The 23,282-nt window shown below is 40.4% G+C and carries 23 protein-coding genes; 2 read left to right on the top strand and 21 right to left on the bottom strand.

Annotated features, from left to right (window positions below):
- Positions 1–92 precede the first annotated feature (92 nt).
- The 18 genes from radC to AZE41_RS08620 form a co-directional block, all read right to left on the bottom strand.
- Positions 93–764 (bottom strand): RadC family protein, encoded by a 672-nt coding sequence (radC, locus tag AZE41_RS08700; RefSeq protein WP_082786810.1) that lies wholly within the window; start codon positions 762–764, stop codon positions 93–95.
- A gap of 16 nt (positions 765–780) precedes the next feature.
- Positions 781–1,395: a Maf family protein gene (locus AZE41_RS08695; protein ID WP_067208128.1), complete on the bottom strand. Its 615-nt coding sequence runs from the start codon at positions 1,393–1,395 to the stop codon at positions 781–783.
- 95 nt (positions 1,396–1,490) lie between these two features.
- A complete protein-coding gene (locus AZE41_RS08690) occupies positions 1,491–2,138 on the bottom strand; it encodes a hypothetical protein (protein ID WP_067208126.1) in 648 nt (215 codons plus the stop codon).
- A 149-nt stretch (positions 2,139–2,287) separates the two neighbouring features.
- Positions 2,288–3,043 carry a prepilin peptidase gene (locus AZE41_RS08685; protein WP_067208124.1) on the bottom strand — a complete coding sequence of 252 codons (756 nt, stop codon included), beginning with the start codon at positions 3,041–3,043 and terminating at the stop codon, positions 2,288–2,290.
- A gap of 12 nt (positions 3,044–3,055) precedes the next feature.
- Complete coding sequence (locus tag AZE41_RS08680; RefSeq protein WP_067208121.1) at positions 3,056–4,648, bottom strand: GGDEF domain-containing protein; 1,593 nt, start codon at positions 4,646–4,648, stop codon at positions 3,056–3,058.
- Between the two features lie 111 nt (positions 4,649–4,759).
- On the bottom strand, positions 4,760–4,933 hold the full coding sequence (locus AZE41_RS22100) for a prepilin peptidase (protein WP_082786537.1): 174 nt from the start codon (positions 4,931–4,933) through the stop codon (positions 4,760–4,762).
- A complete protein-coding gene (locus AZE41_RS08675) occupies positions 4,930–5,613 on the bottom strand; it encodes a hypothetical protein (RefSeq protein ID WP_067208118.1) in 684 nt (227 codons plus the stop codon). The genes AZE41_RS22100 and AZE41_RS08675 overlap by 4 nt, the downstream gene beginning before the upstream one ends.
- A complete protein-coding gene (locus tag AZE41_RS08670; protein WP_067208115.1) occupies positions 5,606–6,238 on the bottom strand; it encodes a hypothetical protein in 633 nt (210 codons plus the stop codon). Before AZE41_RS08670 ends, AZE41_RS08675 begins: the two co-directional genes overlap by 8 nt.
- 2 nt (positions 6,239–6,240) lie before the next feature.
- On the bottom strand, positions 6,241–7,200 hold the full coding sequence (pilM, locus tag AZE41_RS08665; RefSeq protein ID WP_067208113.1) for a type IV pilus biogenesis protein PilM: 960 nt from the start codon (positions 7,198–7,200) through the stop codon (positions 6,241–6,243).
- A 65-nt stretch (positions 7,201–7,265) separates the two neighbouring features.
- Positions 7,266–7,688 (bottom strand): type II secretion system protein, encoded by a 423-nt coding sequence (locus AZE41_RS08660; RefSeq protein ID WP_067208110.1) that lies wholly within the window; start codon positions 7,686–7,688, stop codon positions 7,266–7,268.
- 126 nt (positions 7,689–7,814) lie between these two features.
- The gene (locus AZE41_RS08655; RefSeq protein ID WP_067208109.1) at positions 7,815–9,026 is read right to left on the bottom strand and encodes a type II secretion system F family protein; all 1,212 of its coding nucleotides are present in this window, start codon (positions 9,024–9,026) and stop codon (positions 7,815–7,817) included.
- Between the two features lie 2 nt (positions 9,027–9,028).
- Positions 9,029–10,066, bottom strand: a complete 1,038-nt coding sequence (locus AZE41_RS08650; RefSeq protein ID WP_067208106.1) for a type IV pilus twitching motility protein PilT — start codon at positions 10,064–10,066, stop codon at positions 9,029–9,031.
- Between the two features lie 11 nt (positions 10,067–10,077).
- The gene (locus AZE41_RS08645; protein WP_067208104.1) at positions 10,078–11,736 is read right to left on the bottom strand and encodes a GspE/PulE family protein; all 1,659 of its coding nucleotides are present in this window, start codon (positions 11,734–11,736) and stop codon (positions 10,078–10,080) included.
- Positions 11,737–11,762: 26 nt separating this feature from the next.
- The gene (locus tag AZE41_RS08640; protein WP_067208102.1) at positions 11,763–13,070 is read right to left on the bottom strand and encodes a VanW family protein; all 1,308 of its coding nucleotides are present in this window, start codon (positions 13,068–13,070) and stop codon (positions 11,763–11,765) included.
- Positions 13,060–13,524 (bottom strand): A24 family peptidase, encoded by a 465-nt coding sequence (locus AZE41_RS08635; protein ID WP_067208100.1) that lies wholly within the window; start codon positions 13,522–13,524, stop codon positions 13,060–13,062. Before AZE41_RS08635 ends, AZE41_RS08640 begins: the two co-directional genes overlap by 11 nt.
- Before the next feature lie 236 nt (positions 13,525–13,760).
- The gene (locus AZE41_RS08630) at positions 13,761–15,485 is read right to left on the bottom strand and encodes a sensor domain-containing diguanylate cyclase (protein ID WP_067208097.1); all 1,725 of its coding nucleotides are present in this window, start codon (positions 15,483–15,485) and stop codon (positions 13,761–13,763) included.
- Between the two features lie 26 nt (positions 15,486–15,511).
- Positions 15,512–17,215, bottom strand: coding sequence for a sensor domain-containing diguanylate cyclase (locus AZE41_RS08625; protein WP_067208095.1), 1,704 nt, complete (start codon positions 17,213–17,215; stop codon positions 15,512–15,514).
- A 107-nt stretch (positions 17,216–17,322) separates the two neighbouring features.
- Entirely contained in the window at positions 17,323–18,543 is a 1,221-nt protein-coding gene (locus AZE41_RS08620; RefSeq protein ID WP_067208092.1) for a bifunctional folylpolyglutamate synthase/dihydrofolate synthase, read from the bottom strand.
- Between the two features lie 62 nt (positions 18,544–18,605).
- On the opposite strand from AZE41_RS08620, the gene AZE41_RS08615 reads away from it, so the two are divergent.
- A complete protein-coding gene (locus tag AZE41_RS08615) occupies positions 18,606–19,472 on the top strand; it encodes an ATP-grasp domain-containing protein (protein ID WP_067208090.1) in 867 nt (288 codons plus the stop codon).
- Positions 19,469–20,266, top strand: coding sequence for an ATP-grasp domain-containing protein (locus AZE41_RS08610; protein ID WP_067208088.1), 798 nt, complete (start codon positions 19,469–19,471; stop codon positions 20,264–20,266). The genes AZE41_RS08615 and AZE41_RS08610 overlap by 4 nt, the downstream gene beginning before the upstream one ends.
- 86 nt (positions 20,267–20,352) lie before the next feature.
- Here AZE41_RS08610 and AZE41_RS08605 read toward each other — a convergent pair whose 3' ends face one another.
- Genes AZE41_RS08605 through AZE41_RS08595 form a run of 3 tightly spaced genes read right to left on the bottom strand, consistent with a single transcriptional unit; the run spans position 20,353 to position 23,182 of the window.
- Positions 20,353–22,266, bottom strand: coding sequence for a hypothetical protein (locus AZE41_RS08605; RefSeq protein WP_067208085.1), 1,914 nt, complete (start codon positions 22,264–22,266; stop codon positions 20,353–20,355).
- Positions 22,267–22,286: 20 nt separating this feature from the next.
- Complete coding sequence (locus AZE41_RS08600; protein ID WP_067208080.1) at positions 22,287–22,721, bottom strand: prepilin-type N-terminal cleavage/methylation domain-containing protein; 435 nt, start codon at positions 22,719–22,721, stop codon at positions 22,287–22,289.
- Positions 22,722–22,744: 23 nt separating this feature from the next.
- The gene (locus AZE41_RS08595; protein WP_067208077.1) at positions 22,745–23,182 is read right to left on the bottom strand and encodes a type IV pilus modification PilV family protein; all 438 of its coding nucleotides are present in this window, start codon (positions 23,180–23,182) and stop codon (positions 22,745–22,747) included.
- Positions 23,183–23,282 lie beyond the last annotated feature (100 nt).

Genomic DNA, 23,282 nt, shown 5'->3' with positions numbered 1-23,282 from the left:
CCATAGTATAACGGATAGAAGAGCAAATTCACAGCGTCACATGTACCCTTATTCATTTTTCGTGCCATTCGAAGCATTATTTCAGAATAAATTTACATATAACCCTTCTCTTTCAGGCTTAAAAACTGGTGATCTCCAATGATAACGTGGTCGAGAACTTCGATGCCCATAATCGAACCCGCTTCAATTAATCTTTTCGTTACTTCGATATCTTCTGGAGATGGTGAGGGGTTTCCACTCGGATGATTATGCGCAACTACTATTGACGCGGCAGACCGCTTTACTGCTTCGCGAAAAATTTCACGCGGATGAACTATGCTGGAGTTGAGGCTACCGATAAAAATAGTCTGTTTATGAAGGACTTCATTTTTAACATTCAAAAAGAGCACTACGAAATGCTCTTGATTGAGTGAGGCCATATCCGTCATTAAATAGGCAGCTGCATCTTCCGGAGACCTTATCGTGTATCGCCCCTCTGAATGCTTACGATACATCCGCTTGCCAATCTCTGCGGCAGCAAGGATTTGGACCGCCTTCGCCTTACCGACTCCTTTTACCAGCATCAATTCTTCAATAGTAGCGTCTTTCAAGTCTTGGATTTTATCGAATGAGGATAAGATTCGGTTAGCAAGAACAAGAACAGATTCCTGTTTTGTACCTGTGCGCAACAATATCGCAATCAGCTCTTGATTGGACAAACTTTCCGCACCTTGTCTAATGAGTCGTTCACGTGGCCTGTCCGCAATATGTACATCGCGAATCATCATTTTGGGCTGAAGATCAATTGTCAATGAATGATACACCACCATTCAATTCCATAAAGCCCAGCTTCCGCATATACTCAGTTAACTTCGCAATTGGCAATCCCATAACATTGTAGTAATCACCATCAATTTTATCCACCAATAATGCGCCAGCCGTCTGAATACCGTATCCGCCAGCCTTGTCCATTGGATCACCGGATTCCACATATGCATTAATCAACATATCGTCAAGTTCACGAAAAGTAACTTTTGTCTGGACGGAAAATGTACATATCTTATCATCCGTAAATACCCCAACGCCTGTTATAACTGAATGCGTTTTCCCTGAAAGCTCTTCTAAAAATGCTCGCGCTTGTTCTTTACTTTCTGGTTTCGAATATAATTTCCCTTTATACACAACAATCGTATCCGCTCCGATTACGATAGAACCCTGTTCTTCATTCGCTACTGCCTGCGTTTTCATCGCGGCAAGTTGCCGTGCATAGCCTTCAAAATCGTCATTTTCTACAGCTAAATCCTCAGCCACATTGCTTGGCACGACTGTAAACGGGAAGCCAAGCAAACTTAGAATTTCTTTCCTGCGCGGAGATGCTGAAGCTAGAATAACTGGTTTAACAACTGTAAATTTCATTAGTAATTCCCCCTTTAGCCAATCATACTGGATAAAAGGATTTGTGAAAATTGTCTCAAAATCCTCACAACTCAAATCCGTCCCCTTTTCAAGCCTCAAAAAGTGATTTTAACGCAGTTTTCTGTATGTGAATACTGGGAAAGAAGAAGCAATCTAACGACACGTAAATCCTTCGTAAATGTTGTAATGGTGGTAATATTCTTGTAAAAACCTTTTGTCTTATCATCATCTTTCCCCTCCTTTGTAGTTTCGTCCAAATTATTAATTTTGGCTATTTCTGTTTGCATGAGGACCTCACGCAATTTCCCTGCACCGATTGCCCCGCAGGATGAGGTATCTGCCCTGAATGTTTTCCGATAAGTACCTTCAGACTCACTAGAATCAATCTCATTTTCCGTCAATCCAACAGCGGTCCAAACTAAGTATTTATCGGCCGCCTTTATAACGGCCGCTTTCGATAGAGTTGGATCTTCTGCAATAAATAGAGTTGCAGATTCCGAGGACGAGAATGCTCCATGCTGTTTTGCAAATAATTGTAACGGCTCTTCATCAGGCTTTGCTGAATTTTCAACAGGTGCTGGACCCGATGCGGCTAATTCTTTGCCGCTGGTCTTTACATCGTCTTTCCCTTTAGTCCCAGCAAGTAGTAGACCAATCACTGCAACAGCTGCGACACCTATGAGGACACCGTGAAGCATCGCCATGAAAACTGTCCCTTTCGAGTAACGTTTTCCGAATTTCATTGCTGACCACCCCGTTTTAAGTTTATCTAGCGCCTAGTTGCTTGGGGCATAAGTCTGCCCTAACCAAGGTACTTTTATAGTTAACCGTATCAGAGTGGACATGAAAAAGAACAAGACGTATGTCGCCTTGTTCCAATAAATTTATCGACTTAATAGAATAGATTGCCATACCAACCGACAAAATCAGCTCCCCAGAAATAAGAGATAACAGCAGCCACTGCAATCGAGGGACCAAATGGGATTGGTGTTTTTCGTCCTTGCCCTGTCCGTTTTAACACGATAAGCCCAACAATAGACCCGATGAACGCCGCTAAAAACAGTGTCACAAGTGTATTCGTCGTACCCAACACAAGACCGATAACGAAAAACAACTTGATGTCCCCGCCACCCATGCCACCTTTCGACACAACAGCGATGAGATAGAGTACTCCAAAGCCCACTATAGCCCCAAGGAAGCTATCCCACCAAGGTTCAAGGGGAATGGCTAACCGCAGTCCGATAAGCACTATAGCGAACGGTAGCAATACCTTATTAGGGATAAGCATATACGCGATGTCCGATACTGTAATGATGACAAGAAGCGACATGAATAAAATTGCGATGATTAATTCGCCACTGAATCCGAGCATTGCGTAACTTAACACAAATAAAATCCCCGTCACCAGCTCCATGATTGGATAAATCGGGCTAATTCTCGTACCACATCCCCTACATTTCCCTTTTAAAAACAGATAAGAAAAGACTGGAATAAGATCTAGAACGCCTAATTTCCGATTACAGACGGTGCAATGTGAAGGAGGCGAAACAATCGACTCCTTTTTCGGCACACGCAATCCGACAACATTGAAAAATGATCCTAATACAATACCGTATAGGAAAAAGAAAACACCAATAACAATTCCCATGCAATTCTCCTTCTACTGTTTATCTACTGGGTCTATTTGGAGCGCCCTTCGCGTCCTTCTAGACTTTTCCTTATCTTCATACATTCTCACATCGGCCAATTGAAATAGCTCGTCGAATTGGCTTGCCTCAATTGAATAAAAAGCAACCCCGATACTTGGCTCAATTTCCAACACTAAGGCATTTCCAACAAACGGATTGGTTGCGAATTCCTCTCGTAAAACATCCACCCAGTCATCCACCGCTTGAGCCGTTGGGTATTCCTCCAGGAAAATGACGAACTCATCACCGCCAAAACGGGCGACAATGTCACTTCCCCGTGTTATTTTCATCAAAATGGATGCTGTATGCTTCAGCACTTGATCACCGACAGCATGTCCATATGTATCATTGATCACTTTGAATCGATTTAAGTCAATAAGCACAACCGCCGTCCCATTCGTTGACTGAACAGGCAAGGATTTTAATCTGTCCTTTACTTCAGTAACGAAATACGCTCGGTTGGAAATATTAGTGAGTGCATCATGATAGGCTAAGCGCTCTACTAGCTGCTTACTTTCCAATTCATCGGTCACATTACGCCAAATCAAATAATAAAAGACATCCTCATCCACTCTCACTATCGAGGCATCCAGCGAAAAATACAGGGTTTCATCCTTGGCTGGGTTCATAATTTTTATGAGGTAATCTCTGATTGTTACTTCTTTTTTCAACCGCTCACTGAGTCGAAGAAGTTGCTGTTTATTCTCTGTCACTCTAAAATAATCGATTAAAATGAAACCTTCTTTAATTTGAGATCCAAGCTCTATAGCCGCATTGTCATTGAACTCCAATACTTCCCACTGATCATTCGTAATGATGATGGATACCGGACTTAAGTTGAACAATTCTTTATATCTTCTCGAGACGGAAGGTAGTAACTGAAAACGCAAAACGGAAATAGATAGGAAAGCGGAAAACACAATACCAGATAGTAGATAAGGATGCGGGGGTAAGAACCTACCATAATTCGGATAACCTAAAATGACTGTCAAAATGAGCATACTTATCATTCCAACCAGTAAAAACTGAATGGATTTACGTTTTCTCAACGAAGTCGCGCGGTTCATCCCATTCCTTAAAGTGACTATCATAAGAACAATTATTACAGTTGAAAGGATCAGTTTCATATAATAGGTTTTATTAAAAATCGGTGAGTACCAAATGCCCGTTTGAATAAATTCAATTTCATCCACGACATTGACATTCATCATCGTTAAAATGACAACGATTGCGATAGGAACGTAAATCAGATATGGATAGAAGGGAATGCGATAATGCTTGTGAATTTTCGTCATATGTATAAGAAAGTGGAATAAAATGGTGGTCGTTAATAACCTGATTTGGTAAAAAAATACACCAATCATCCACACACTAGAAGACAATGGTAATAAATGTCGAATAAATTCTTCAAGATACAGCAGACAATACGTAAAACTAAATGCCACCATTAACTTATGTTCCAAACGTCGAGGGCTTTGCGCCAACACCATACAGCCTATTCCAAAAATTATCAAGGCAGGAACCATATATACTAATAGATAGATTACAAGTTGTTGAGTAGGCAATTGTTCCACCTCTTTCTGCTTATAGAACCTAAAAGGAGAAATCGTTTTGATTTCCCCCAGACTGTTGTGGAACCTCGCAGTGCTACGCACCAACAGGTTAAAATTATACTGCTATTCAGAATAGAGTTGCAAAGAAAAGTTTGGCACAAAGTCCAGAGGCTCCAGGTTACGGTCAAATGTCGTGCAAGGGGAAGGCGGTGACACAATTGATTCTTTTTTTAGGAACTCGTGGCCAACAACGTTGAAGAAGGAAACGAAAAATAGACTTGTGATTACAATCGTCACTTGGTATCCCCTGCTTCCACGCCATCATTGAAAGGTGTCGGATCGGTTTTCTCACTAGGCGGAGGTGCATCTATTTTCGGGACCTCGTGCTGTAAACCTACTAAATCAGGACGATAAAAAGCGGAAAACGCCACCGTCATCTCTATCAGTCCCTCGTCCAGCTGCTGGTCACGAATTTCAACAGGTACATTGATACTGATTGAATCAATGATAAAAATACGCTCCATCTTCTCAATTTCATCGACGAATTTTTCGATCCCCGTGTACGAATCGGATTGAAGAACTACTTCAGTCAACAACTGGTTAACATTCTCAACATTTTCAACAGGATTTTCTATGATAAATTCGCCTTGCGCAAATGTTATGTCTTGTACTAGGATGCCCGATTTGATTTCCGCTTTGCCAATTTGGAGAAGTACGGCATCTTCTAATGGCATTGACGGTACTTTACGCTGCAATGGCTGCGAACTGGTCGTATCAGTTTGCCCCTTAGCCGCGGACTGCTTGCGAAGAGCAAACAACACGTCCCGCTCATTGGAAGTCGTGAGCTTCATCTGCTCATTCGTATCTTTAACAGGTACATACACTTTGAAATAAGAATAGGCTGCAAGTGAAATGAATAACAAAACGGAGAGGACGACTAGGGCTATTTCTTTTTGGCGTTTCGTCAAATTAGTCACTCGTATCATCTCCCTCATCCGAACTTTGTGCCTCGTCAACTCCAGCTGTCCCCTCGACCGCAATCCGTTGATCAGTAAATAAGATTGAATAGGTAGCCATATAACGCGGTAGAACATCAGTTGCTGGACTAGTTTCTTCAGTCGATACATTTTCAACTTTCACAGAATCAAGATGAATCTCTGATATGACCTGTGATGATTTTAATCGCGTGTAATAATATGCACTGTCTGGTTTTGTGTCGAATTGAACTATAACCGTCGCCAAATTGGGACCTGTAAAATCAAACGTTTGGAAGAATCCACGTTCTGGCAATAAATTTATAAGTTCATGTAAAAGAGGAACTGTATCAAACTGATAGTTCTCTGCCCAATCTACAGTCGATGCGAGCAACTTTTTCTCGTCACCTGAATCAGTTTGCTGGAGCTCAGAACGGATTTCTTCCTGACTTTGCTGTAGGACTATCAGCTGCTGCTCAAGCGTTTCCGTCTCTTTTGCTAAACTAGTAGAAAGCATGAATAAAGCCAACCATAAAAGAACAGCTGCACCTAGAATAGCCAGTGCAGCGATGAGGAGCGTCGACCGCTCCTTCTCTTTTTCAGGTAATAGATTAATATCGACTAACATGACTACACCTCTTTCAATGCCAACCCGATTGTTCGGTTGAAGCGCGCTGGCAGCTCTTCCCCGGTCGCAAGTTGTAAAGGCTCCTTAACCAATACATCTGCTTTGACGTTCAGCCGTTCTCTGATTCCGGAAAGGAGTGCATCCATTTGGGAGTACTCCCCATTCACGAGAAGATGCGTGATGGAAGCGGCACCGTTCCACATATTATAGCGGTAAAAATTAATGAGTTTTTCTAGCTCCATCACAATGGTCAATGGCGTAACATTGCCCACTTTACCAGTCATATCTGTCACAACGGATAAATCCGTCGAATTTTCCAAATCAACTGGTCGCATAAAGAGTGGGAAATGCTCATGGAAAATAGAAACCGTCAGTTTACCATCTTTCAGATCAGCTAACAGAACATGTTCTTTACCCATGAATGAGTGCTGTCTATAGGCAAGACGATATAAGGCAAGTGGCGTGATATCAGCCGTTACAGGATTTAATTTCACGTCTTTCAAAACCTCTTCATAACGGCTTAGTACACTTTCTTTTGACGCAATAATAATCGCTTCATTCATTTCGGTATTGGGTAGGTATGGGACGACATCAAAGACAGGGTCATCGAACGGGAGATAGAGTGTCGAACCAATCTCAATGAAGAAATGACCTTTCAATTCGTCCGTCATGACATCGTCGGGGTATGGGACTTTGCGGATAATAACATATTGATCCGGGGCGAGGAATTGGACGGATCGTTTGGAGATTCCCCACTGTTCAATCGCCCCGTCCAATATCGTCGCAAGCGTTTCGGAATCGACAATCTTCCCCTCGACAACGACGTTCGGAGGAAGGGAAACTTCCTCCGCAACATCGATAACGAGCGGATCAACCGATTTCAGCCGAACAAACCGGACTGCATCTTCTTCAATTGTCATGGATTCTGTGCGCTTGCGGCGAGTGAATATGGACATGGGCATTGGACCAGCTCCTAACTAAATAAAATACAAATTAATATTCTGTTCAATTTTGTTTATACCTAGCTTTAGGGAGCTACAACTTTATCAAAGTCGAAGTTCTTAAGACCAGCTTTCGTAAGGTTTCCAGATATAGTTTTCTTTCCTGCTTTGCCTGAAAAATCAATCGTATTTCCGCCTTCTGCCAAAGTTTTTGTTACCGTTGCTGTTTCCAAAGTACCTTTGTCATCTAGAAACTCGGGAATCAAATTATCGTTACCTGAAATAGATGCTGTTGTAGCGTCAGGGTTATCAATAAAGTACAAATTTGCCGCCGCCAGAACATTTTGCGCATCAGCAATAACTGCTTTTTCTCTAGAACTCTGAATAATATTCCCAATCGAAGGCACCGCAATCGCTGCAATAATCCCCAAAATAACAATAACAGCCAATAGCTCGACTAGCGTTAATCCTTTTTCATTGTTCAATCGTTTTTGTAAAAGTTTCTTCATTTGTATTTCCTCCCTTTTTTCATCTTCTTATTCTACTTACATCTTAATTATACCTAATTCTACAAAATATGAAACTACTATATCAATAATTTATACGTCTTTTTTACTAATTATTGAAATTACCCCTTACATTCCGTCTATGTTATTAAACATTTCGAACATCGGCATCATAATCGCGAGGACTATAGTCCCGACTAATCCTGCTAATAGCACAATCATCAATGGTTCAATCAAGGCTTTCAACCGATCCGTCGCAGCTTCCACTTCTTTCTCGTAGAAATCGGCAACTTTCGCCAACATCGCGTCTAAAGACCCTGTTTGCTCACCAATTGCAATCATATGGGGAATCAGCGGTGGAAACGCCCAGTGCCCGTTCATTGGCTCCGTCAACGACCCGCCCCGTTCTAATGACTCTCTTGACTTTGCAATCACTCTAGAAATTACTTCATTTTCTACTATCTTTTCTGTCATGGACATCGCTTGTAGAATTGGGACAGAACTAGCAAACAACGAACTTAACGTCCGCGTCATGGTTGCAAGAACGGATTTCTTCATGATGTCACCAAATATGGGGAGCCTTAAAAGAAATGTATCTAACAAAAGCTTCCCTTCTTTATTGCGCTTCATCATCCAAATCCCACCTACAACAATCACTGCGAATAAAACCAACAAGAACCAGTAAGTGGTTACAAAGGTACTCGCGTTCATAACGAAGCGCGTAATCCAAGGTAACTCTCCTCCGAAACTGGCAAACATTTCGACAAACATAGGAACGATTGTCGTCAACAAAAAGATAACAACTCCGATTGCTAAAACTGCGACGACTAATGGATAGGACATCGCAGACACAACCTTTTGCTTTAACTGATGTGATTTTTCAAAATGATCAGCAAGACGATCAAGTGAATCATCAATCGTACCGGACATTTCGCCGGCCCGAATCATATTAACAACGATTGGTTCGAACGCTTTCGAGTGTTTTGTGAATGCTCCCGATAAAGAACCGCCTCCACGCAAATCATCGTTCACCGTAATGAGTATCTTTTGGAACGGTTTCGATTCGACTTGCAATGCCAGTATTCGTATAGCATCAATGATTGTAACACCCGCCCTGAGAAGCGTTGAAAATTGACGGAGGAACATGATTAAATGTTCTCGTTTCACCGGTTTTCCGATGACGATTTCTTTTGTCAGCGCAGTTTCTGCTTGGACAGTTAAGTTCGTCACACGTATTCCTTGACTTTTTAGTTTTATCGCAGCTTCCCGCTTGTCCACTGCTACGATGACACCTGTCCGGATTGCTTTTGCATCGCGTCCTTCATACTTGAAACGAGCCATCGTTACTCATCACCTTCTAAATACGGCGTGGCTGTTTCATACGAAATAATCCCTTGATCGAGGAAGGTGCGGACAGAAGAGGCCATCATATGCATACCTGCCGCACGGTTTGTTTGAATGATAGTTGGAATCTGATGGACTTTCTCTGTCCGTATCAAGTTAGCAATAGCAGGATTATTAATCATTACTTCCGTCGCAGCACGTCGTCCTTTGCGGTCAGCTGTCTGGAGTAACCGCTGTGAAATAACAGATGTCAAAACGCCAGCAAGCTGGACACGAATTTGCGACTGCTGACCATGCGGGAATACGTCAATAATCCGGTCAATAGTCGATGCAGCACTCCATGTATGGAGCGTAGCCAGAACAAGGTGACCCGTTTCGGCCGCAGTGATCGCTGTCGATATTGTTTCCAAATCTCGCATTTCCCCAACAAGGATGACATCCGGATCCTGCCGCAACGCAGCACGTAACCCCGATGTAAATGAAGCAGTGTCAAATCCTATTTCCCGCTGATCAATAATCGATGTACCATGCGCATGCATATACTCAATCGGATCTTCCAACGTAATGATGTGTTTGTGCATTGTTTCATTCATATATTTGATCATCGCTGCAAGTGTCGTCGATTTACCCGACCCCGTCGGCCCTGTCACAAGGATGAGTCCTTGATGCGTCTGCGCCAACATCTTTAACGTTTCTGGCAATTGCAAGTCATCGATTGTCGGTATTATCGTTGGTATCGTCCGAAAAGCAAGTGATATAGAACCGCGTTGCTGAAATGCATTGACACGAAAACGAGCCGCTCCCAGGACTTCATAGGAATAATCGATTTGGCCATGCTCCACAAAGTCTGGATACATCTTATCCGGAATTGTCAATTGTGCGACTGATTCAGTAAATTCTTTATCAATCAACACATCGCCATAGCGTTTTAAATCCCCGTGAACCCTGAATATCGGAGGCACCCCTACCGTTAAATGAATGTCTGAAGCATTTAACTTAAACGCCGTCTTTAGCAGCTCATCAATCTTCCTGTTCATGTACAAAACCCCTATTCAATCAATGCGACGCGCAATACTTCTTCTGTCGTCGTAATCCCTTGTTTTACTTTCAATAAACCATCATCCATCAAAAACATTGTCTTATTGCGAATTGCAATTTCTCTCAAATCTGCGGTCGTTCCGCCTCTATTAATAACGTCTCGCATTTCGTCGTTCAAAACGAGCACTTCGTGAATGGCAATCCGCCCGCGATACCCAGTCATATTGCATACCGCACAGCCGGAACCTCTTATCACTTTTTCAATCGTAATACCCCGCTTCGCAAAAATCTCCACTTCGCGACTAGATGCAGCCATTTCTCGTCCACAATCTCGACAAACACGGCGGATGAGCCGTTGGGCGATAACAGCATTTAGCGATGAAGTTACGAGAAACGGTTCGACACCCATATCTAACATCCTTGTAATCGTAGCAATCGAATCATTCGTATGGATTGTACTAAGAACTAAATGACCAGTTAATGATGCCCTAATGGCAATTTCAACTGTTTCACGGTCACGTATTTCCCCGACCATAACGATATCTGGATCTTGTCTCAATATAGACCTTAGACCTGCCGCGAATGTCAATCCGACATTCGGGTTCACTTGTATTTGGTTTACCCCTTCTAGCTGATACTCAACCGGGTCTTCTACTGTAATTATATTCACTTCTTCTTTATTCAATTTATTAAGCGCTGCATAAAGCGTTGACGATTTACCCGATCCCGTAGGCCCTGAAATAAGGACAATTCCATTAGGTTTTTCTATTTGTTCAAGGAACCGGTCCAGATTCAACTTATTGAAACCAAGTTTCGTCAGGTCGTTCAAAGAACTGCTGAGATCTAGAATACGCATGACAATTTTCTCACCGTAAACTGTCGGTAACGTGGAGACACGAAGGTCAATCGGTCGAAAATCTACATTCGTCTTGATGCGGCCATCTTGTGGTATCCGGTGTTCTGTAATATCTAAATTTGCCATAATTTTTATACGTGCACTAATCATCGCCTGCATATGCTTCGGTAAAAATCGTTCCGATTTCAACAAACCGTCAATCCGGAAGCGTATAGCGACTTGATGCTCTTGGGGGTCGAAATGAATATCACTAGCCTTTTGAGTGATAGCTGAAGACATGAGTTGATTGACAAGCCGGACAATCGGGGAATCCAAATCCGTCAACTCATCTTGTTGTTCTATCTGTTCAGTTGTCTGTTCGATGAAAAGCTCATCGAATGACTCCTCATCGTAATACTTTGAAATAGTCCGCATTATATCATCTTTTGATGCAATCGCAGTTTCAATATGGAACCCAGTAGACAACCGCAAATTGTCGACTGTAATATAATCCATCGGGTCAGACATTGCGACAAAAAGCCTGTCCCCCTCAGCTTTCAACGGGACAAGCAAATTGCGTTTAGCAAATTCTTTCGGTACAACATTAAACAGTTTCGGATCAAAAGGGTATCTAAACAGATTGACGTGCGGAATACCCAGTTGGAATTCCAATACCTCAATTAGTTGCTGTTCGGTGATAAAACCGTATTGAAGGAGCGAGTCGCCAAGTTTCTGATCGCGCGGTTTTTCGCTCAATGCTGCTTGCAATTGTTCATTTGTAATGAGACCAGACTCAACGAGCAGGTCACCTAGTCTTTTACGTGTAGTCGACATGCTATTCCCCCACTCCGTTCTCACGTTTACTCAATTATATTTCCACCTTTATCATATTGAACTTCTATCTCATCTTCGCCTTGTAATTGTGAAGGGTCTTTATCAACGTTAGACTCCAAACCATTTTGGGAATCGGCAGAGTTTTGATTGTCCTGAGAATTGACTGTTCCATCATTGCTATTTCCGGGAATTTGTTGCGACTCTTTTTTCAATGGATGGAGTTCGATTTTAGGCATCGGAGCATAAAAGTCAGATGAAATCATTTCATCCACTACTACCGAGCCTTCGTATGAAATCGTTCGGTGGACTTCCACTTCCATTCCTTTTCTGCCTTCATCAGCTACACTTACTTGTCCATTTGGTATAAATGCGCTAAATTGCTGCACTGTTTTTGGCTCGAATGATTCTAGTTGCCCGACAAACGGTGAGTAGGAATAGAGTAAAGGCATACCGGTAATTGACGAAACAATTGTTCCATTGGCAGATTGAACATGCAACTGGAAAGCCGTCTTATTTGGATTGGTGAAGATGAAATTTAGTCCAAGCCGCTCATTGACCGCTGCTTCGAACCCTGGTTCTGCGAATGGTGCTAGCATATTTCCTATATTGCGTTCATCGATAACAAAATTCGTCTGCAAAATTGTCGCATAGAGAACAGATGCAAGAACTGTTAGCTCCTCATCAGACACGACACCAATCTCATTATTTTTAATGAAATCAAATAAAGAAAACGTTGCAAAAGATGTGATTTCCGTACCATTTAAAGCATTGATTAAATTCGTCAACGAAGTCGAGGGCTCTGTTACTGCAATCGATGATGTTGCGATTTCTATTTCCGTGAAATCAGAGTAATCCGTAATATGAATAGTCAGTGGCATAATACCTGTTCCTAACTCCCGTTCGATACCAGTTGCAATCGATTGAAGACTATCTTCACTAAACAGGATTGAAGAAAACTGTTGTGTCAGAATCGTTCGAAGTCCATCGACTGAAACTGTTGAGACAATGGGATTTTCTTTACCAGAATTCGATTGTTCAACCGTTTTTTCAACGTCGAAAGTAACTACTTCGGCAGGCAAAGCAACTGTGATATCCTGATAAGTTAAATCGACTGCAAAATCTGTTTGAAGTGTTATGAAATCTGCTGCGAGTTTTTCTTTCACCGCTTGTTCTTTTTGTCTTGAGATATCGAAAGGACCGACAAAGGTTTGATCCCCAAAGTCCTTTGATGACACATTAGTAAATGCAAGGGCACCAACAGAAGAAAACCCGTAAAAAACGAGCGTCGACGTCAAGACTATGATAAACGTATTTAAGAATCCTTTACTTCCCATCAGAACGCTCCTCTCTATCGTTGAATTCACTCTGCCCACTTTCAATTTCTTCTCGATTTGCGCTCATCCATTGATTCAAATCATCCTCAATCGGTTCCATCGCAAAACCAACTTCCTTGTTAACTGACGCAGCTATTTCTTCATTCGCATTGATACGGTTAGTGTTGATAATTTCACGAGGGATATCTTTTACTACGGGGCGCTCAGAAACGGTTACTGCCTCCGGTTCAGATCGCTTATCCAACAAAACTGAAACAGCGAATGCAAGTCCGAACATCGCTACTAGGACATAGAGCGGATCAAATGCGCCTTGCATCAGTAGACCAATAACAGCTATAAATAATCCAGCCATCGTTCCCAATAAAACCCGATTACTTATTCTTTTCCGACGAACTAAATAGATTACTATAGGAAGGGCTAGAATCGCAGCTACTAGTAGAATGATATATTCCATATGTGGTCTCCTCTTACTCGTTTAATAATTGATAGTTTCTTTTTAATTAGAACAATATAATTGTGGATAGTTATTATGTTTACTTATTGATTTACCTATTACTATTATCATAGACTTTCCACAGTTTGTCACTGTAAAGATTGTCAAACGGGAATAAAGATATATAAAAAAGACCGGTTTCCCGGTCTTTTTTTATAAATTAATTTTATAAAATTAGGACAATCTACGATTTAGCATCATAATGTTTCAACGTATTCCCTTCCATAAACCCCTACTTTATTTCTTCCTGCTTGCTTGCCACCTATATACAATGCTCGGTCGGCATTACGCAAAAGCTCTTTTGCATCTTTTGCGTCTTTAGTTACATTAGCAACGCCAATGCTAACAGTCATACAGACATCGACAGGCTCGCGGTCTTTAGAAAGATCTGGAATGATACGAAATATAGATGATTCCACTTCTTCACGAATTTTTTCTGCGAGTTCACCCGTTTCATTTTCCCCATAATTCGGCAAGACGATGACGAATTCTTCCCCTCCGTATCGTGAAAGTGTTGCGTCAATCGGAACAAATGATTCAAGCAGTCTAGCAAGTGCCTTAAGAAGATCATTTCCACTCTGGTGTCCATGTGTATCATTAATCGATTTGAAATGATCGATATCTAGCATTAAAACCGCAAGTGAATTGATAGTCCCAATATGGAATCGTTGGATTTCTTCGTCAAGCTTTGTATCGAGGTAGCGGTAGTTATGCAAGCTAGTCAAACCACATCGTACACTTTGCTCAACAGTCTTTTCATAATAGCGCGCCTTTACTAATGAAATTGCAAAGTATCCGGTCAAAACGTCAACGATTTTCATTTCCATCGCTCGAAATACATTTTTCCGCTTGGAAGTTAGGATTAGAAATCCTTCTGTTTTCTGATTTCGCTTGATTGGAGCGGTCATGACACTTTCCACTGGTTGGTTGAATTTGAAGTTATTTAGCGCCATTGCTTCTTTTTGGGTCGCAAAGATTTTCGGATTGTCCATATCCAATCCATCGTCTACAGTTTTTTCTAGATGAAATGAAAGTCCAGTCATATCTTTTGTAATCATCCCATTTTCAGAAGCCATCAACGTGATTAAATGCTCCCCATTTCGAAGATCTAGAACATAAGCATTGTCATAAGGAACCACATCTTTTAGCTTTCCGATGAATGTCCGAATCACATCTTCAAAGCCCAGTCGCTCAGCAAGTTCACGCCCGATAATACCCGCAGAAGACAGTTTGTCATTTAAATTATCAGACCGATGATACAACCTTGCGATTAATAATACGAGAAGGAATGGGATGCCAATCAAAAGTATTGCATTATTACCAAATTGTTTATTTAGAAAATACAGGGATATGCTGAACGGAAACAACAACATTGTAGAAGCAAAATCCCATACTACAAATTTTTCTTTAAAAGAATAAATGCCAAGTTCGAAATATAAATAGACTTGCATCAAAACGCTATTAATCAGCGAATAACTAATCGCATAAATAAGGCCAAATAAGCAGATGTTCAAGAAATCCGTCGAACCAACTTCTCCACCTGCATAATGAAATAGAGTTCCGCTCGCTAGTGAGATGAGTGTGAAAATTAGGGAATTAACAAAAAAACGATGCATATGGGGTAAATCTGACTTTTGGCTAAATACTAGGATAAGCATTGCAATCTGTGTAAAAACCAACTCCGCGAATACTCCGTATTGAAAAAAAATGGTGAAGGTAATCCAGCGTTCAAAGGAAACTGTTATATTTTTCAGTTGTAAAGGCATTGTCATCGTTACGAATAGCAGTGCAAACAAAATGCTCAAATTTAACCATTCTATTTTTATTGCAGGAAATAAAGTGAATGCAAGAAAGATGCCAGGAGGAACGATAACAATCCACGCTATTAAAGTGCTAATCTGAAACCTTTTAGATATCTCCATTTCCCCTGGCACTACCTTTCATTAATTCATTTCACATATTCAGCAACCCTATTTCGCCCTGCCTGTTTGGCTCCTAAATAAAGTGCACGATCCGCATTGCGCAAAAGCGTCAGCACTTCATCCGTATCAATTGGAGCCGATGAAACACCGATACTCGATGTAATACGGACGCCTAGCGGATGCTTATCCTCAACTAGATCTGGAACGATCGTAAAATCATGTTCACCAATTTCAGCGCGTAGACTTTCAGCGAATTCCACAGCTTCCTTTTTTGCAATACCAGGCAAAATGTAAACGAATTCCTCTCCTCCATAGCGGCCAACTGTCCCACCAATAGGGAGTTCAGCTTCAAGTCTCTTTGCAAGCATACCTAAAATATCGTTCCCACTTTGATGCCCATACGTATCATTCACTTGTTTAAAATGATCAATATCAAGCATAACGACTGAAAGATTTTTTATTGCGTTGTTTTTAAGCCTGTCCATCTCATACGTTAACCGTTCCTCCAGATACCTATAGTTATAAAGTCCAGTTAACGCACAGCGCTCATTTTTTGTAACTGCTTCTTGCATATAGCGTGCTTTTTCCACCGAAACAGTGAAATAGGAACATAGTAAGTCTAAGATTTTCAATTGATAGCCATCAAAGAATGCCTTCTTTTCTGAGGCCAAAAACAAAACTGCCTCGATTTTCTGGTTCCGTGAAATTGGGACACAAAGTATACTTTGCATTCCATTAGGCGAATAATCTTTTGAAATCGATTCCCACTCTTTCCTTTCCGAATAGATGATTGGCTTGTTTTGTTCAAGAACTGATCCCGCAATTCCTTGTCCCGCAGATAAAAGGGCAAAATCGATATCAATGAATTTATCATGTTCATAGGAACGGAGGAGCTCTAGCCAACCATCCTGATGGTCAAAAAGATACGTATACTCTGCATCAAACATGTCCGACACTTCCATGACGAATTGGTCAATTACAGCCTTTTCCGTTAATAATTCCGAAAGGCCGTTACCAATATCCCCCGCTTGCCGCAAATCACTATTAATTTTTTCCGAATTATTATAAAGACGGACAATTAATGAGATAAAGAAAAAAGGAATTCCCATTAAAAAAAAGGAACCTCCCCCAACTAGTTGCAATAAATAATAGAACGTGAGTGATAAGGGTAGAACAACCAGGATCATCGCATAGTCGACCAATAGATCTTTCGAAAAGAAAGGCGAGTTAACTTTTTTGTACATTACATATAATCTCAGCACTATGTTGTTAAATGCTGTATGAATGAATTGATAGCAGAACACCGCAACGATAACTGGCCAAAATTCGATTGAGCCGATTTCCCCACCCACTATATCAAAAAAGATCGCGGCAATAATCGATAAAAAAGTAAAAAGCATCGAGTTAATAAAAAAACGTTGTATCAATGGTAACTTACTCGGTAATGACAAAAGGATTGCAAGGATTGAAATTTGCATGACTATCATTTCAATAAACAGTCCATACATTAAAAAAGCGGGCACAGTCACCCAAAGTACTAGGAATATCGGTATACCGTTCCATAATATCGGGAAATAGGTAGTGAGAAATCCGAATACTATAAAAACCGCCACGTACATCCAGTTTACTTGCACTGGAGGATAATTCAAAAAAACATAAATCAATCCAGTTGGAACGGTCAATAACCACAAAATAAAATAATGCATAGTGGACCTATTTGCAACCTTCATTACATTATCCACTCCCAAATAAATAAGTCAGAAAAGGTAGAAGTCTTCAAAAGTTTATCAGACCATAATACATTTGTCACTATTACCCAAAAAAGTTTTTCGAGTAATCAATTCTTTCGATAGTCCATTAGACTACTCAGTAGGTATAGTGAACCTGTTACTATTTTCTTCTTTTTTCTTACATTAGATAGTATTATAGTATTACTTTCGGCAGTTGTCACCTTTTTTACTTCATGGTGGCAATATTTCATTAATTGCTCGCCGGTGGCCGCTTGAGGATGTGGAAACGTCAGGAATGTGAATGATGCCGCAACTTGGATGAGCTCATTCAGCGTTTTCTCAATGTCTTTCCCTTTTAGCATCCCAATAATGAAGTCCACTTTCTCCCCCGGGAACTCCGAACGAATTGTGGCTGCTAACGCCTTTGCAGCTGCAGGATTATGTGCCCCATCCACGAAGACCCCTGGTGATATTTCCTGGAAACGATGTGCGAGTTGCGTGATAGCAACTGCCCAAGAGACCGCTTCTTCAGCAAGCTGAATGCCAGCCACTAGAAGTGATTGAATCGCAACCGCGGCATTTACACCTTGGTGCAGCCCTTTCATTTTTCGTCCAGCCAACTGGAACGTTTCAGTTCCGTTAAACAAATCATCCTTCATATCAAAACGCTCACCGTACATAAAAAGGGCGCTACCTTGCTGACTTGAAATAGTACGGACAACTTTGAGTGCTTCCTCTTCAAGTAACAGCCCTGTTACAACAGGAATTCCCTTTTTTATAATGCCTCCCTTATGCCTTGCCACTTCCGCAACAGTCGTCCCTAGAAACGCAGTATGATCAAGTGCTATTGAAGTAATAACTGAAACAAGTGGTGTCACGACATTCGTACTGTCTAGCAGTCCACCCATTCCTGTTTCTAGTAAAACATAATCGGGCGCAAGTCGTCTAAACGTTGTAAATGCTGCTACAGTTAGCAATTCAAAATCCGTCAGGAACCCGCTCAATCCTGCTTCCTTCATCGCCTGAAATGATTTATCTAATTCCTCTTCCGTTATCACTTCCCCATTAATACGTATTTGATCATGTATGTCGATAATTGCTGGCGACGAAAAAACACCTGTCGACAATCCATGCTCTTTCAAAATTGCTTCCATAAATGCAATCGTAGAACCTTTCCCATTCGTCCCTGTTACATGGATAACTTGCAATTGTTTTTCGGGACTACCCATTTTTACAAGCGCTTCCTGCACTGCCTCAAGACCAGGCTTAATAGAGTCATCACTATCAATTCCCCATCGTTTTTTATATACATTCATTTTTGGAATCAAAACTATCCCTCCGTATGTTAGAATCTAGTTAGAAAAAGTATATCATTCCCGGAGGGTTCCTAATGCAAAGTTGTTGGGTTATTTATAATGGAAGTTTAACAAGCGATAAATTTAAGGATCAAGCTGAACTGATGAAAGAAGCTGCGGAACGCGCGGGTGTTTGCACTGAACTCAAGAAGAACTATGAAGTGATGATGAATTTGGATACGGTTTTAGAGAATCGTCCCGATTTTGTTATCTTTCTAGATAAAGATATTCTACTCGCTAATTTCTTGAAAAACTCAGGAATCCCTGTTTTCAACGATCCCGATGTCATTGAAACATGTGATAATAAAGCCATACAATATCTCGAACTTTCGAAGCAGGGCATTGCGATGCCCGAAACAATTATTGCACCGAAAGTGTATCCGAATTTCACAATCAAAGATTCAGGTTACTATGAACAAGTGTTGGAACGTCTAGGACTGCCAATGGTCATTAAAGAAGGTCATGGTTCATTCGGCATGAAAGTGTATTTGATTGAAACAGAAGAGCAATTTTATGAAAAGACGGATGAATTGCGCGGTATCGACTATGTATTTCAGAAATTCATCGCAACAAGCAGAGGTCGTGATATTCGGGTGAACATCGTCGGGGACGAGATTGTAGCAGCAATGCACCGTCACTCTGAAACTGATTTCCGGGCGAATATAACGAATGGCGGTGTGGCAACAGTAATCGAACTAACAGACCAACAGAAAGCGTTAGCGATACAAGCTGCCCACGCAGTCGGTGCAGAGTTTGCCGGTGTCGACTTATTGTTCGGTGACAACGAAGAACCCCTCGTCTGTGAGGTCAATGCGGCCGCCCACATTCGTAATATTTACAATGTGACTGGGATCAATGTTGCAGATGCGATGATCGCCTATATTTTGAGGAAGTTAGGTTGAAGGGCTATGTTTATTATTCAAAGGCTGAATCAGTTAGAAATCATGCGTTTATTGATGATTTGATAATCGAATCCGAGAAAATTGGAATTGAACTGCAATTGCTAGTTGAAGATGAAAAACCAAATTCAGATGCAGATTTCATTCTTTTCAGAGATCGCAATCCTGAACGCGCTGCTACATTTGAACTAAAAGGTTTTCGAGTATTCAACCGAGCAGAAGTGAACCGAATTGCAAACGATAAATTGCGGACATTTGAACTTGCTAACCTGCTCGGCGTTCCAGCTGTGCCTACGCGAAGAATTCGTTCTATCGAAGAAATTAATTCGTATCCTTGCGTGTTGAAAACGGTCGATGGCCATGGTGGGAATGAAGTTTTTCTTTGTACATCAACTGCGGACGCGAAGTTGTTTTTCACCAAATTCCACGACCGAAAACTAATTGTCCAACCCTTCATCGAATCCGGTGCCCGAGATATACGCGTATTTATGATTGGCAATGAAGTTGTCGGAGCCGTAAAACGCACTGGTCATGGGACATTCAAATCAAACTACACACTTGGTGGCTCCGTCGAAAAATACATACTTTCTAGCTGGCAGGAAAAAGATGCGCATACTATTTCCCGAGCAATAAAAAGCGATTATGTGGGGATTGACTTTTTGTTGTTGCCTGAAGGAAGATGGCTGTTGAATGAGATTGAGGATCCTGTCGGGGCGCGGTCGTTGTATGTGACGCATGATTTTTCGGTGGCGGGGGAATTGATGAGGTATATTAAAGGGGAACTTTCCGGTGAATAACCGTTTGCATATAAAAAAGGTATCGGGTTACGAAACAAATTGAAGTTGTTTCATAACCAGGTACCCTAAATTTAAAGGTAGGGATATTAATATTTCACAGCAATTACAGGAGGCTCCCAATGAGTATTCTCATTGACACCAGTTCCACCGCTTAGCGAAACTCCGCATTTACTTTCCCAATCCGCTTTCCCTAATACCTCAATACGGCTATTACTTTTATTTGTTTTTTGAAGTAAGTAAATATGACTTGTTGAAGGAATATCAATCTGGCCACTTACATCAAACTTTTCCCCGACACAAATCGTTGAGTTTTCCTTCAAATATATACTATCAGCTTTAAAGCCATTTAAAGTAACAATTTTTAAGTTCTCATTGTTTTGTATCTTTCCTGATTGAAAATCATTTTTACTGAAGATGGTTACACCTTTATTCCCATAGATAACACCATTTGTTTGAAATTCATCATTTGTCCAAATGGTTAGATTCGTATTATCCTGAATCATGTCATTGGATTCAAAATCATATTTACTGTAAATTTCCATGTTCTCATTACCATAGACCCCATTGGCTTGAAATTTTCCATTGGTTTGAATATAACCATTTTTATTATTTTGTATTTTCTTAGATTGGAAATCTCCTATAGCTTTAATCACGAGGCTGCCTTTATTCCCGATGATTAAATCAGATTGGAAATTCCCTTTTGCTTCGATGTTCACATTATCATTAAACTGAAGTTTCTCAGATTGAAAGTCACCAGTGGTTTTAATAGAGATTCTTTGTTTATTCCCCTCGATTAATTTCGCTTGGACCCCCCCCCTGGTTTCAATTATCACATTATCATTGTATTGAAGATTCCCAGACTGAAACTTCCCATCAGATTTAATCGTTAACTTCCCCGTATTCAATTCAATCAACCCTGTAGAAAACTGGCCATTAGTTAATACGGAGACATCTTTATTTTTCGATAGGCTACCAGAACTATAACTTTTCGTAGCATCTATGAATAACGGTCCTGTATTACTATCCACTTGTCCCCCTGATTCAAATTTACCGTTAGTTAAAATGGTCACATCTTTATTTCCATATATATTACTTGATGATGTCCAATCATCGAAAGAAATAATCTTCAGTTTTACTTTATTATCCTGTATATTCCCTGTTTGAAATTTACCGTTTACTTGGATGGATACATTTTCATTTCCATATAGTTTCGTTGATTGCATATTCCCGGTTGCCCATATGTCCACTGAACTTATATTTGATTCAATCTCACTTAGGTGCAAGTCATCTTTTTTTCTGACTAGAACATTAGTCATTCCATAAATTTTTTTACTGGCATACATCTTTTCATCTGACACTTGGACTTTATTCACCGTATCAACTGTTCCAATTTGTAAATCACTTAACCGCAAGTTCGGAAATTCAAACGAGCCTCCCCCGCCATTAGAAGATCCATCTCCCTCTTCTTCCAACAACAAGGATGGAATCGGGAATGCTAATTTCATATATAAGTTCGCGTCTTTGCCATTATGGTAATCTCCGACAATGTTACCAACTATCTGAATCTCTTTGCTTGAGGAAAATGAGATTTGGAAATTCTCCTTTTCTTTATGGTAATACACGTCTGAAGGGACTACGGATGTATTAACCCTTTGTAGTTCACCTATGATTTCATTGGCTATTTCACCTTGAAAGGTTACGGCTAAGTCTTTTATATTGCCTGTAAAACCTTTAGCCTCTATTTCATTTTTAAACTTTATCAGATTATCGTTCCAGATCTGTTGTCTGACTCCCAAAAATTGATTTGTAAATAAGGCGTTGTAATAATCCACACCCATTTCCGCAGCTGTATAGGATAAATGATTTTGGTCAACTTTTTGTTCCTGTTTTGCATTACTAATTGATCCACGCATAAAAACAACAGTTACAATCATGATGAAGACCACCAAAAAGAGGACGATCAATAGCGCATATCCTTGTTCGTTCTTTTTATTCCACATAACTCCTCATCCTTTCTTTACTATTCACTCCTATATCTAGTAATAAGTATTGGTACTTTTACTTTTACTTTTAGTTTTTCATTTTCCGAATTAATGATTGTGAAAGATATTAAACTCAAATCTTCTTTTTTCGTATTAATATCTTTTTTTACGACTGGTAAATAATAAAATCCGGTGCTAACAACTTCTTGAAAAGATGGCTCATTTTCACAGTTACCAATGCTAACTTGTTCTTTTTCAATGTTAATTTTATAGCAATCTCTATGCCGATGCTCCTGTTGAAGCTTCGTAATAATATAGTTCGCTTCTTGCTGTAACAAAAGCTTTTTGGATTCTGTAATATTATACTTCATGCTAATGGACACAGTTGTCCAAATTAATGCGACTACTAGTGTTGAGAGGACGAGAGTAACTAACACTTCAACAAGTGTCAAACCTGATTGTTTATTATCCATTTCCGCACAGCCCTCCCATATTACTAATTTACAACTTTAACATACCCAAACGTTTCGCTTATTTTCTTACTATCTTTAAATACTCTAATATCCACTCTATACAGAATGGCTTGACCATCATTTTCTTTCTGATCATTAGGTTTTAGATCAGGTTTAGTGTAGTAGTCAACCTCCACTTTATATTTATCGCTAGTATACTTATCCGTCCAAATTTCATTTTTTGGTGTTTTCTTAATTTCATCTAAGAAACCCGTTGGAAGTGACTTATTTCGAACTGAATTCAATTCAATCCGCGCAAGATTCATTGTTTCCAACTTCGTTTCCGTCTTTTCATTAAAAGATGTCATTTGGGGAAATATAGTCATGAAACCAATGAAAACAATACCTAAAATGACCAGGGCTGCTAATATTTCTACTAGTGTCATTCCAGCTTCATTTAGTTTTTTGTGAGTTCTTTTCAAGAATTCTTCACTTCCCCTCTACTAATCTCCTACTATTATCATACAGAGTCATGATTTACTTCGCAACTGCTGCTTCAACTTGGTAGGAAAGTACTCAAAT

Source organism: Sporosarcina psychrophila, assembly GCF_001590685.1.
Lineage (GTDB): Bacteria > Bacillota > Bacilli > Bacillales_A > Planococcaceae > Sporosarcina > Sporosarcina psychrophila.
This window is presented reverse-complemented; position numbering and strand designations above follow the sequence as displayed.